The following is a 12,216-nucleotide window of genomic DNA, read 5'->3' as shown; positions in this document are numbered from 1 at the left end:
CAACATGATCAACTACCGGACCGGCCAGCCGCCCACCGGGTTACGAGACATCCCTTAGGAGCCAATATGCCGTTCAATTCCCCACTGAGCCGCCGTGACATGCTGCGGGCCTCGGGGCTGGCTGGCGCCACCCTGGGCATGGGAGCGCTCGGGATGACGCTCAGCTCTTGCGGGAACAGTCCCAGTGGTACTGCCGGGAATCCCGCCGCATCCGGTGCGGGGGCCGTCGCGAGCGCGCTCCAGCCAGGTCAAAGCGTCGAAGGCACCATTTACAGCGACGTCGTCAAGAATCTCCCACGAGGGGGCAACCTGGACATCACCCTGACCTTCGCCTCCGCCACGCTGAACATCCTCTCGACTACGACGAGCAACACCCAGTGGTACGCCGATCCCTGTCACGACTTTCTCGAACGATTCGACACCAACGGCAACCTCGTTCCATCTCTGGCCCAGAAGCTGGAATTCGTCAACCCGACGACCTACCGCTACACACTGCACGAGGCACGTTTCCACAACGGCAGGCAGGTGACGGCCGAGGACGTAGTGGCTACGGTTGACTACCTCCGCAGCCCAGCCCTGGCGTCGAACCGGGCCGGCGCTTTCCGCGACGTGCAGTTCCGCGCACTCAATCAGAAGACCGTCGAGGTCGTCCTCCCAGAACCAAACGCGGGCTTCCGGTACAACCTCGTCGGGTTGTGCATCGTTCCGAGCGAGGCCTTCGCGCAACTCGCCACCAACCCAATTGGTTGCGGCCCCTACAGGTTCGAACAGTGGGTCAAGGACTCGTACATCGACTACAGCGCTTTCACCGACTACTGGAACAAGGATTTGCCCCGGCTCGACCGGTTGCGGCTGACATTGCGGACCGATTCAGAGGCGGCGTCGCAGGCGATACGCGCCGACCAGACCGATGTACTCGACGTCGTGCCGACCGCGCAGGTGCCGATGTTCCAGCAGCTGATCGACTCGAAGCGGCTCGCCGGCGTCTCCTACTCGGCTGGCTGGAACTTTGTTGGCCTGAACACAACGAGGCCGAAACTCAGCGACCCCCGAATTCGGCGGGCACTCGCGCTCAGCATCGATCGCACCGCGGTCGCGCGGGTTTCCGGCGGGAGCCTGAACCAACCGATATGCACCGCACCGTACGCGCCGACTCACCCGCGCTACCCGAAGAACCTCGACTACCCCCGCGATACCGCGCAGGCCAAGGCACTGATGCAGCAGGCGAACGGGAAGGACCTCACCATCGAGCTCCTGGCCACTGACGCCACGATGGAGGCGATCGCGACAGTGCTCCGCAGCAACTGGGCGGAGATCGGCGTGACCGCGAACATCCTGAGGATCGACGTCCCCACCTATGTGAGCCGACGGTCCAGGAAGGACTTCGACGCGGTCGCCAGCCAGTGGTTCTTCAGTCCCGAACCCTCGTACGTCTTGGACCAGCTCTTCTCCTCCAAAGGCACAAACAACTTCTGGGGCTACAGCAACCCGCAGGCGGACCAGCTGATCACGCAGGGCCGGTCGACGACCGATCCCGAGGCTCGCGCCTCCATCTACAACAACCTGCTCAAACTCCTCTTCATCGACGAGCCGAGCATGATTCCCCTGTCGACGGCAGCGCGGCTCATGGTCTTCAAACCGGGTGTGGACGGGGACCTGATCGTCCCCAGCTCGTTCAACCTCTGGCGGTACGCGATCGCCGCCCGGCGGTGACCAGGAGTTTTCCGGGTACCGGTCTTCCCTCGTCGGCCGCCGTGTTCGCACCGTCGGATATGGTGATCACGGCGGCAGCTGACGCTGCTCCGGTGACCTGAGCGGCGAGGCTAGAGTCGGCGGAGGCGGCGGTCATACGACCCCGTCTCGCCAGCTCGGCCGTCGCCGTGCAGGTCGAGCTGGCGTTAGACTTTGTGCCGAACGGTGCGCCAGCTATGAATGCCTTGAGGAATTGAGGAGCCGGTTAGATCTGACTGAGCCAATTTGCTTGGGACGCCACGTTGTAGGCGAATGAGGTCTCCGTCCCCTACGAGGGCTATCGTGACAGGGATAGAATGAGAACAGCTTGAGCCGCGCTTGGGAGAAGCAGCAGTTCCAAATGCGAACCCCGAAGTAGCTGCACATTTTCAAGATCGCCCCTTCCCTGAAGGTACCCAATTTTCAGCTGGCACCTCCGGCCTCAAAGGTCATACTCACGCTCGTGCCGACGAAACCACCATCGCTTAACCGGGAGAACTGGGGATCAGGGAAACGGACCTCAATCACATGGGATGAGCGTTTCCGCTTCTGACGGCCGCATAAATCTAGGCGCCCCCACACGGATCGCTCTGTCGCTCTATTCGACGCTACGGAGTAAGCGGCTTCTGGGCTCGCATCTTCAACGCGACTCCACGAAAAGGGGCTGTGTGCCACGCTTGTGACACACAGCCCCTTCGTCAAAAACCTCAGCGCTTCAGGTACTTCAGCGCGTTGCTCAGCGAGTCCGACCACGGCGAGGCCAGGTCGAGCCGCCGGAGTTCGTCGGCGTGCTGGACCGCCGCGAGCTCCGCCATGAGGCGGCCGCGCATGCGCTCGTCGTGCGCGACGTTCGCCGAGCGGAGGGCCCGGTCGAGGCGGGTCTTGCGGAACGGGGTGAACCAGGACGCGCGCGCGAGGTGGGCGGCACGGCGAGCAGCGCGGTCGCGGGTGCGGGCCAGCGCGTCGCGCTCGTCGTCGCCCAGGCCGAGGCGCGACAGGAAGCGCTCCTTCAGCTCACGGCTGACCCGCGACCACGTGGACGGCCGGGTGCGGCTGTGCCGCAGCTCGATCCCGAGCGCCAGGTGCAGCATCACGACACCGAGCACCGGCCCGAGCGTGACACGCGCCAGACCCGAGACCGGGCCGGCCAGGTCGAACGCCATGTACCCGGACGCGGCGCACAGCGCCCACAGGATCAGGCGGGCGGGGCCGGGCTTGCCGCTCGAACTCCGGATACCGGCCCGCATCGCGAACCCGCAGGCGATCAGCGCGACCTCGACCACGGCGAACATCGCGCCGCGCTCGTAGACGTTGGTGATGCCGAGCTTGTCGCCGAAGAACCGCCACGAGGTGTCGACCGAGACCAGCAGCGACATGAACGCCACGAGGTAGAAACCGCGCGACCCCTCCGGCGCCTTGCGCTTCGTCGTCGCGGCGACCTCGGTGACCTGCACCGGCTGCGGGGCCGGTTCCGGGGCGGGAGCGGGCTCCGGCACCGGCTGGACGACCTCGGCGGTGACGGGCTCGGGCTTGACTTCTGGCTCGGGCTTGGTCGCCGGCTCGGTCTTGCTCTCCGTGGCCGTGTCGTTCTTGCCGGCGGCGCGGGCGCCGTCCAATTCGGCCAGCATCTTTTCGGACAGCCGGGGCAGGTCACCGGTGTCGCCGAGCCCGCGCTCCTTGCGCCACTTGTCCACCTGCGCGGACACCGAGGAACGTTCGCGCTTGGGGTTGGTCACCACGCCGTAGGTCATGAGGAACGCGATGACGTCCGAGGTGGACGGCTGTTCCAGTGCTTCACAGGCGTAGCGAACCTTCTCGTCCATCGTCTTCATCGTGGCCAAGCGGACGGCATGGGCCGCACTGCTCAGCACGTCCGCGGAAGAAGCCTGCTGATCGCTCTCGGTTTCCATGAGGTTGTCCTTGTTCAGTTCTCGCCGGTGGGGGTCGCGAGCATAACCGGTGCGGAAATCGCTGCGGAGGGCACCCTCGATGGAGGGGCGTGGACGTCTGGTCAGCAGGGAGATGGACCATACAGCCCTGGCCGCAGGGACTTCCTCCGGGGGCGCCTCCGGTGCGGAAAGCGCTGATCAGGGTAGGTCCGTCGCTTCTGGACGCCGACTTCGAAAGCGCTTTCTTGCCCGCTCAGCCCCGCGCCGCGGCGACCACCGCACGGCCGGCCGCGACGAGCGACTCCGCGCGGGCGCCGGGGCCCGCACCGAGGTACGCGCCGACCATCGCGCCGTCACGCAGCATCATCAGCTGGTCGACCGCTTCGGCCGGGTCGGCGATGTCCAATTCGGTCAGCAGGCCTGCCAGCACCCCGGCGAACCAGGCGCGGTGCGCGGCGACGGCCTGGCGCACCGGGTGGCTCGCGTCGGCGTACTCGGCGGCCGCGTTGATGAACGGGCAGCCGCGGAAGTCGGCCGCGCAGCTCGCGTCCGCGAGCAGGTGCGCGATGGCTTTCAGCGTCGCGCGCGGGTCCGGGCTCCGCAGGCGCTCCACCGCCTCGCGCTCCACCGCCGACCGGCCCTCCAGGTAGGCCAGCACCAGGTCGTCCTTCGTGGGGAAGTGCCGGTAGAACGTCACCTTGCTGACCTCGGCCGCCGCGATGATCCGGTCGGCGCTCACCGCGCGGATGCCCTCGGCGTAGAACAGCTCGTCCGCCGCGGCCAGGATCCGGTCCCGCACCGGTGGCCGGCTCGTCGCCGTGCCTTGTGCCGCCCGGGTCATCGACCACTCCCCTCTCCGCCGCGAACTCCCCCAGGTTAACGCCTCTCGCCAAGGGGAGCCCGACAGTGCTAGCTTGTAGACGTACTAGTTCGTCTACCTCTGCGAGCAGGAGAAACCATGTCCGACAGCCTCTACACCGGGATCGCGACCTCGACCGGCGACGGCAGGGCGGGAGGCCGCGCCCGCACGAACGACGGCCTGCTCGACGTCACGCTGGCGATCCCGAAGGAGATGGGCGGCCCCGGCGGCGCCACCAACCCCGAGCAGCTGTTCGCGGCGGGCTGGGCCTCCTGCTTCCACTCGGCGGTCAAGGCCGTGGCGGCGCAGCGGAAGGTCGACGTCAGCGACTCCGCGGTGGTGGCCGAGGTCCAGGTGCACCCCACGCCCGAGGGCGGGTTCAGCCTCAGCGCCGCCCTGCACGTCGAGCTGGCGGGGGTCGACCAGGCGACGGCGGACCAGCTGGTCGAGGCGGCGCACGCGATGTGCCCCTACTCGAACGCCACCCGCGGCAACATCCCGGTGACCGTCGACGCGACTGTGGCGTGAGGACAGTGGGGCCCGGCCGCCGCGCGATGGCGGTGGCGGGGCCCGGCTCGGCGGGAACGCCGCGGGCGGGTTTGGCTGCCGCGGACGGCGGTGGCGGGCCCGGCTGACGGGCGGGAACGCCAGGCGCGGTGGGGGTGGACGTCGCGGGACCGCGGCGGCGGGCCCGGCCGGGCGGGAATCCTCAGCGCGGTGGGACGTGCCCCTCCCTGAGAAGGCGCGGGCCTGGCAGACGGGCGGAAAAGCCAGGCGCGGTGGCGAGTGGACATCGCGGGACCGCGGCGGCGGGCCCTGCCAGGCGGAAACCCCCCGGCGCAGCGGGACGTGCCCCTCGCGAAGGGGCGCACCCGGCCACCGCGCGAGGGCGGCCGTGGGCGGCCACAACCCTCACGCGAAACGCCGAGAACCGTGGCCCACCCCGCCACGGCTCACCCCTCCTCGGCCACCTCGCGCAGGTACCGAACCACCCCCACGCGCCGCGCGACCCAGGACGCCAGGCGGGGCGACACGGCGCTCACCACATCCGCCACGCGCTCCAGCGGCGGGGCGACCGTGATCTCCACCCGGTCCTCCCGGATGCAGCGCACCACGGCCCGCGCGACGGCCTCCGGCGGCACCCGGCCGAGCAGCACCGGGCGTTTCGCCTGCCAGCGCGACGAAATCCCCACCTCCGCCACGAGCGCCGGGTACACCGCGGACACCCCGACGCCCGTCCCCCTCAGCTCCTCCCGCAGCGACCACGTGAAACCCACCAGACCGTGCTTCGCCGCGGAATTCAGGGCCCCGTAAGGATAAGCGGTGCGCCCGGCGACCGAGCCGACGTTCACGACGTGCCCCTCACCGGCCGCCAGCAGGTGGGGCAGCACCAGCCGCGTCAACGACTGCGCCGCCACCAGGTTCACCAGCACCACGCGCCGGATGTCGTCCAGCGACACGTCCTGGAAACGCGCGATGCGTTCCACCCCAGCGTTGTTCACCAGCAACGACGGCGGCCCCAGCGCCTCGGCCACCACCCGCACCACCCGCCGCTGGTCCTCCTCCTCCGCCACGTCCGCCGGCACCACCAGCGGCCGCGGACCGTGCGCGGCAGCGCGCTCCGCCGCGGCCCGCAGGCCGTCCTCGGAGCGCGCCACCAGCGCCAGCCGCACCCCCGCACGCGCGAGGTGTTCGGCGAGCACCACGCCGATCCCCCGTGAGGCCCCCGTCAGGATCCCCACGGCCCCCTCCGGAACCGGCATGGCACCCCTCCGCTACGCGTTCGCGGGCAGATCCGTGCCCGCACCCCGCTTGCGCACCTTCACGAGGTCCCGCCGGTGCTCCGGCAGCGTCGGCTCCCCCGCGCCCTCGACGACGAACCCCAGGTCCTCGATCATCCGCACGTCGAGGTCACCGTCCTGCCCCTCGCTGGTCAGGTAGTCACCCAGGAACAGCGAGTTCGCCAGGTACAGCGCCATCGGCTGCAGCGAACGCAGGTGGATCTCCCGCCCACCCGCGATCCGCACCTCCACATCGGGGAACACCAACCGCACCATCGCGAGGATCCGCAGGCAACGCTGCGGCGTGAGGCTCCACCGCTGGTCCAGCGGGGTGCCCTCGATGGGGATCAGGAAGTTCACCGGCACGGAGTCGACATCCAGCTCGCGCAACGCGAACAACACGTCGACCAGTTCCTCGTCGGTCTCCCCCATCCCCGCGATCAGCCCCGAACACGGCGACAGCCCGGCCTGCTTCGCCTGCCGGACGGTGTCCACCCGGTCCGCGTACTCGTGCGTCGAGCAGATGTCGGCGTAGTGCGAATCGGCTGTGTTGAGGTTGTGGTTGTACGCGTCGGCCCCGGCTTCCTTCAGCTGCCCCGCCTGCCCGTCGGACAGCAGGCCGAAACACGCGCACACCTCGACGTCCGGATACGTCCGCTTGAGCTCGGAAATCGTTTCCGCGACCCGCCGCACGTCCCGGTCCGACGGGCCGCGGCCGCTGCCCACCAGGCAGACGCGCTTGGCCCCGCGCTCGATCCCCGCCGACGCGGCCGCGACCGCCGCGTCCGGCTTGAGCCAGCTGTACTTGAGGATCTCCGCCGCCGATCCCACGCGCTGGGAACAATACGTGCAGTCCTCGGGGCACAGCCCGCTCTTGAGGTTGACCAGGTAGTTGACCTTCACCCGGTTGCCGAAGTAGTGCCTGCGAACGCGGTGACCGGCGGCGACGACGTCCAGCACCTCTTCGTCGGGAGTGGCCAGCACGGCGAGGGCCTCTTCCCGCGTCAGCGGTTCGCGGCGCAGGGCCTTTTCCGTCAGCTCGGTGAGCAATTCCATGCCTCCCAGAATGGCAGAAGAAAGCATCGGTAACCGGAGGAGACCAAATTCCTCAGCGCGGCAGCCCCGCGCTCTCGCCCCGCTGCTTCGCCTGCTCGACCTGGGCGGCCGTCGGCGCGGTCCTGGTGAACTCGTCGTGACCGACCAAAGTGGACTGCCACTGGTCCGCCGGGGTGGTGCCGGAGGTCAGCAGCCACTGCGTGACGATCCGCTCACCGGTGCCGCCGTAGTACTGCCCGCTCCAGCTGGTGGTGGAGTGCGCGTTGCGGAAACTGTTGTGCCAGGCCACCGTCCAGCCCAGCGCGGTGCCGGTACCGGACACCGGCGCGATGTCGTACCCGCCCCGCAACGGGTAGGTGCTCTCGGCGTCCCCCACCGCGGATTCGTACGTGCCCGAAAGCGCGCCGTCCGCGGACACGGTCAGGTTCATCACCGAGCCGAGCTCGTTGTACCAGGTGCCGGCCAGGCTCGTCAGCGTCGGCGTGACGGTTCCCTGGCTTTCACTGGCGCTGGCGGCGACTGTGCCGGCCGAGACCAGCAATGCGACCAGCGCGATCAGCACCTTGCGGAAAGCAGACATGCGATTCTCCCCTTCGTGACTCACTGTTTCCGATCCATGGGCAGCCGGGTCCGCAGCCCCGCCTCGGCTTCGCGGGCGGCGGCCTTCGCCAGTTCACGCCTGCTCACCTTCAGCCGGGACAACACCGGCAGGAACACCTCGCGCAGGAACACGGTGCGGTCGATGCCCACCGCCCGCATCACCTCGATACGGCTTTCGTAGTCGGGCACCAGGTCGTACGCGGGCATGTTGAAGTTCGAGAACACGTGGTGCAGATCCGCCACCGTGCCCTCCCTGTCCTCGGCCAGGCACGCGCCGATCGCGTCGAGGTAGAACCCGCCGTGGGCGGCCTCGTCACGCGAGATGAAGCGGTAGATGGACGCGAGCAGCTCGTCCCCCGCTTCCCGCGCGGCGGCGAGCTGGCGCCGGTAGATCATCCACGTCGTCTTCTCCTGCAGCGCGCCGTAGCAGATCATCTGCCGGATCGTGGGGAACGGCAGCTTCCAGCGTCGCTTGGTGAGATCGGCCTCGAACTCGAACATCTGCCGCGACGTCCGCTGCCCGGTGCGCACGAGGTACTCCCGCAGCACGAGCGCGTGCTTGGCCTCCTCGTAGCCCCAGTTGACGTGCCACCACGCCTGGCCGAACGAGTCGCGGAACAGGTTGAGGCCCTCGCCGACGTAGTCCGGCATGTAGGACTCGACCCCGCAGAACGTCTCCGCGCACAGCGCGAGATCGGCGTTGTGACGGGTGCGTTCGGCCAGTTCCCACGGCAGGTCGTCGAAGACGTTCCACCGCCGCTTGCGCTCGGCGGTCTCGAAGAACTCCAGGTAGTTGCGGTAGAGCTGTTCCTCGCTGAGGTAGCTCATCGGATCTCCCTCCTGCGGAGGCTGAACTGGGCCAGGCTCTGGTACCGGCGGTCGAAGGCGAGCACGCACAGCGACAGGTACCGCTCGTAGTCGGCGAGGACCGCCGCGCCCCACCGCTCCCGGACGATGTCGGCACGGAAACGCAGGCGCCGCAACCATTCCTCGCACGTGCGGCGGTAGTGCTCGCGCCGGGTGCGCACGCGCACCACCTCCCAGTACGGCTCGGCCGTGGCGAGCACGTCCTCCAGCCGGGGCGCCATGCCACCCGGGAAGATCGACGACGTGGCCCAGCGCAGTTCTTCGAGGTCTGGACCACCGCGCGGCATCCGGTCCCGCAGGATGGTCTGCAGCGCGAAGGCCGCGCCGGGCCGCGTCCAGGAGTGCACGCGGCGGAAGAAGTCGGCGTACCGCGCGAGGTGCCGCCCCGCCCACACGTCGTCCGGGCTGACGACGTGCTCGAACATCCCGATCGACAGCACGGCGTCGAACGGCTCCGCCGGGGCGAAGTCGCGGTAGTCGCACAGGCCGAGCGTGACGCCGGGGATCGCGCGGTCGCGGGTCGCGGCGAGCTGCGCCGGGCTCAGCGTGATGCCGTGCGCGCGGCGGACTCCCCGCCGGTCCACCTGGAACTGGAGGTTGGCGCCCCAGCCGCAGCCGATGTCGAGCACCCTCGTGTCCGGGCCGGTGCCGGCCTGCTCGCTCAGGTACGCCAGCTTGCGCAGCTGCGCGGTCTCCAGGTCGTCGCCGTCCTCCCACAGCGCGCACGAGTAGTTGCGCTCGGAATCCAGCCACAGCGCGAAGAACTCGTTGCCGACGTCGTAGCTGACCTCGATGTCGGCCTGCGTGGACATCAGCCCGCCTCCGCGTGCACGCGCACGACGAGCCGGATCAGGTCACCGATGGTCTGGATGCCGGACAGCTCGTAGTCGGGCAGGGTGACGTCGAAGCGTTCCTCAAGGCGCGCCACCAGCTCGAGCATCTGGACGCTGTCGATGCCCGCGTCGGCGATGTGCGTCTCCGCCGACAGCCCGCTCGCGTCCAGTCCCGGCACCACCGCCTTCGCCTCGGTGCGGATCTCGTCCAGTACCCGCTGTTCGCCCACCGGTGCCATCCCGCTCTCCCGTCACTGGTCAGTGCGCCACAGGGTGAGGCGCACCAGGCTCAACTGGTTGTCTTCGATCGCGCCGGCAAAGGTCTGGACCGCGCGGAGGCAGGCCGCGTAGCACTGGTCCCCGAACTCGGCGCGCAGCGGCGCTTCGCGGTCACGCAGGCGGCCGAGCCACGCCAGCGCGGTGCGTGCGTAGTCGTGCTGGTGGGTGTCCACCTCCCGCACCTCCCACCACCGCCCGCACGCCTTGGCCACGTCCTCCGGGCGAAGACAGCGGCGCCACAAGGGGATTTCGCGGACCACGTCGACCAGCGCGCGGTTGGTCGCCGCCGAACGCGGCAGGCGGCCGGCCGTGAGGGTGGTCAGCGCCATGCGCGTGCCGGGGACGGTCAGCGCGTGGGCGCGTGCGAAGAGGCGGCTCAGCACCCCGAGGTGCTGCCCCCGCAGCCGTTGCTCCGGGGTGACGGCGTGTTCGAGGCACTGGTCACCGATCACCGCGTCGAACGCGCCGTCCCCGTCCGGGAGAGCGGCCAGGTCGAGCAGCCGTGTGCCCTCGCCCGCGGCCTCCCGCAGCACGTCGGCCCTGCGGCGCAGCGCCTTTTCCAGCTCGTCCGCCCCGTCCGTCCAGAACCCGCAGCGGTGGTCGGGCACCAGCGTGGGGAACACGGCGTTCACCGGGCCACCAGCCCGCCGTTGGCGAGCAGCTCCGCGGTGTGGGCCCGCCGCAGCTTGCCCGAGCTGGTCTTCGGCAGGTCACCGCCCACGACGACCACCTCCCCCACGGTCAGGCCCAGCCGCGACCGGACGGCCCGCCGGACCTGCTCGGCCAGCCGGTCGCGGTCCACGGCCCGCGAGGCCGCGACGGCCAGCCGCACGCCCTCGGTGTGCTCGTCGCGCACGGCGAGCGCCGCGACGTTGCCCGGCCGCACCCCCGGCACCTCGCTCGCCGCGAGCTCGATGTCCTGCGGGTGGTAGTTCACGCCGTTGATCACGATGACGTCCTTGATCCGCCCGGTCACGTACAGCCGGTTCTCCCGCAGCAGGCCCAGGTCCCCGGTGTGCAGCCGCCCGTCGCGGAACGCGCGGGCGGTCGCGGCCGGGTCACCGAAGTAGCCGTCGGCCAGCCCCGGCCCGGACACCACGATCTCGCCCTCGGTGCCGTCGGGGAGGTCCTGGCCGTCCGGCCCCACAACGCGGACGGTGGCGCCTTCGACGGGCACCCCGCACGACACCAGTTCGCCGTCGGGGAACGTCGTGAGCCCCTCGTCGCACGGGGTGAGCGTGACGGCGAGGGTGGCTTCGGCGAGGCCGTAGGACGCGAGGAAAGCGTTGCGCCGCAAGCCCGCCGGGGCGAAGCGGTCGGCGAAGGCACGCAGGGTTGCGGCACGCACCGGCTCCGCCCCGCACCCGGCGACGCGCCACGAGCTGAGGTCGAGCGCGGCGATGTCGGCGTCCTTGGCACGGCGGGTGAGCAGGCCGTACGCGAAGTTCGGCGCGAACGCCAGCGTGCCACGCACTTCGGTGATCAACCGCAGCCAGGACACCGGGTCGCGCGCGAACCGCAGCGGCGGGAGGTACCACGTGGGCAGCTGGTCGATCAGCGGCGTCAGCAGGAACCCGACCAGGCCCATGTCGTGGTAGAGCGGCAGCCAGCTCACCGCGCGGTCGCGGGAGCCGTCGATGCGCAGCCCGGCCTGGATGGCGAGCAGGGTGGCCAGCAGCGCGCGGTGGCTCACCGCGACCGCCTTCGGCGTGCCCGTGCTGCCGCTGGAGAACTGCAGGAACGCCAGGTCTTCCGGCTCCGGCGGCCGCACGGGACCCGGCGGGGCGGCGAGCAGTCCGGCGAAACCGTGCACCGGGCGGCCGGCGAGCGGGCCGTCGCCGAGCACCCGCCGGATCGGCTCGCCGACCACGCAGCACACCGCACCCGTGCGCGCCACGACGTCGTGCAGGTGCGCGCGGTAGGACTCGCGCTGCCCGGCGCGGAACGGCGGGAACACCGGTACCGCGACGACCCCGGCCCGCAGCGCGGACAGGAACGCCACGGCGAACTCGTACTCGTCGGCGACGACGAGCACGACCCTGTCCCCGCGGCGGGCGCCCAGCCCCGGCCACCGCGCGGCCGCGTCGGCGGTGAGCTCCCGCAGGCGCGTGAACGGCACGGCCCGTCCGCCGGGAAAAGTCAGGCCGCGTTCCGGCCAGTCGAGCCGGGCGAGCACGTCGGCGACCGTGCGCACCTCGTCGGGCACGAACACCTTCCCTTCCCCCTGAAATTTGTCCGGATTACCGATCCGGAAGAACGAAGAAAAAGAAATCCCCATACCGGCGACCGCAACGGCGGAATTGGAAGCGCCGCCCAGGCCG

12 protein-coding genes are annotated in these 12,216 nt (G+C 70.0%); 2 read left to right on the top strand and 10 right to left on the bottom strand.

The genetic code is table 11. The annotated features are described in order from the left end of the window. Positions 1-66 precede the first annotated feature (66 nt). Entirely contained in the window at positions 67-1,713 is a 1,647-nt protein-coding gene (locus tag ABFX51_RS32960; protein ID WP_091511221.1) for an ABC transporter substrate-binding protein, read from the top strand. Positions 1,714-2,438: 725 nt separating this feature from the next. On the opposite strand, the gene ABFX51_RS32955 is transcribed toward ABFX51_RS32960, so the two are convergent. Both ABFX51_RS32955 and ABFX51_RS32950 read right to left on the bottom strand, forming a co-directional pair. Further along, positions 2,439-3,641 carry a hypothetical protein gene (locus ABFX51_RS32955; protein WP_346056060.1) on the bottom strand — a complete coding sequence of 401 codons (1,203 nt, stop codon included), beginning with the start codon at positions 3,639-3,641 and terminating at the stop codon, positions 2,439-2,441. 232 nt (positions 3,642-3,873) lie between these two features. Beyond that, the gene (locus tag ABFX51_RS32950; RefSeq protein ID WP_346056059.1) at positions 3,874-4,461 is read right to left on the bottom strand and encodes a TetR/AcrR family transcriptional regulator; all 588 of its coding nucleotides are present in this window, start codon (positions 4,459-4,461) and stop codon (positions 3,874-3,876) included. A 117-nt stretch (positions 4,462-4,578) separates the two neighbouring features. Between ABFX51_RS32950 and ABFX51_RS32945 the strand changes: the two genes are divergently transcribed. Next, positions 4,579-5,007, top strand: coding sequence for an organic hydroperoxide resistance protein (locus ABFX51_RS32945; RefSeq protein WP_091511227.1), 429 nt, complete (start codon positions 4,579-4,581; stop codon positions 5,005-5,007). A gap of 425 nt (positions 5,008-5,432) precedes the next feature. Here ABFX51_RS32945 and ABFX51_RS32940 read toward each other — a convergent pair whose 3' ends face one another. Genes ABFX51_RS32940 through ABFX51_RS32905 form a run of 8 tightly spaced genes read right to left on the bottom strand, consistent with a single transcriptional unit; the run spans position 5,433 to position 12,107 of the window. Continuing rightward, the gene (locus ABFX51_RS32940; RefSeq protein ID WP_346056058.1) at positions 5,433-6,242 is read right to left on the bottom strand and encodes an SDR family NAD(P)-dependent oxidoreductase; all 810 of its coding nucleotides are present in this window, start codon (positions 6,240-6,242) and stop codon (positions 5,433-5,435) included. A gap of 12 nt (positions 6,243-6,254) precedes the next feature. Beyond that, positions 6,255-7,316, bottom strand: coding sequence for a biotin synthase BioB (gene bioB / locus ABFX51_RS32935; protein WP_091511233.1), 1,062 nt, complete (start codon positions 7,314-7,316; stop codon positions 6,255-6,257). Positions 7,317-7,368: 52 nt separating this feature from the next. Further along, positions 7,369-7,896: an avidin/streptavidin family protein gene (locus tag ABFX51_RS32930; protein WP_091511235.1), complete on the bottom strand. Its 528-nt coding sequence runs from the start codon at positions 7,894-7,896 to the stop codon at positions 7,369-7,371. Between the two features lie 20 nt (positions 7,897-7,916). Continuing rightward, entirely contained in the window at positions 7,917-8,744 is an 828-nt protein-coding gene (locus tag ABFX51_RS32925) for an acyl-ACP desaturase (RefSeq protein WP_346056057.1), read from the bottom strand. Beyond that, positions 8,741-9,595: an SAM-dependent methyltransferase gene (locus tag ABFX51_RS32920; protein ID WP_218153534.1), complete on the bottom strand. Its 855-nt coding sequence runs from the start codon at positions 9,593-9,595 to the stop codon at positions 8,741-8,743. The genes ABFX51_RS32925 and ABFX51_RS32920 overlap by 4 nt, the downstream gene beginning before the upstream one ends. Beyond that, positions 9,595-9,855, bottom strand: coding sequence for an acyl carrier protein (locus tag ABFX51_RS32915; protein ID WP_091511243.1), 261 nt, complete (start codon positions 9,853-9,855; stop codon positions 9,595-9,597). The genes ABFX51_RS32920 and ABFX51_RS32915 overlap by 1 nt, the downstream gene beginning before the upstream one ends. 12 nt (positions 9,856-9,867) lie before the next feature. Beyond that, a complete protein-coding gene (locus ABFX51_RS32910; RefSeq protein WP_346056056.1) occupies positions 9,868-10,527 on the bottom strand; it encodes a hypothetical protein in 660 nt (219 codons plus the stop codon). Further along, positions 10,524-12,107 carry an AMP-binding protein gene (locus ABFX51_RS32905; RefSeq protein ID WP_346056055.1) on the bottom strand — a complete coding sequence of 528 codons (1,584 nt, stop codon included), beginning with the start codon at positions 12,105-12,107 and terminating at the stop codon, positions 10,524-10,526. Before ABFX51_RS32905 ends, ABFX51_RS32910 begins: the two co-directional genes overlap by 4 nt. Positions 12,108-12,216: the final 109 nt, after the last annotated feature.

Source organism: Amycolatopsis dongchuanensis, assembly GCF_039542405.1.
Classification (GTDB): Bacteria; Actinomycetota; Actinomycetes; order Mycobacteriales; family Pseudonocardiaceae; genus Amycolatopsis_E; species Amycolatopsis_E sacchari.
This window is presented reverse-complemented; position numbering and strand designations above follow the sequence as displayed.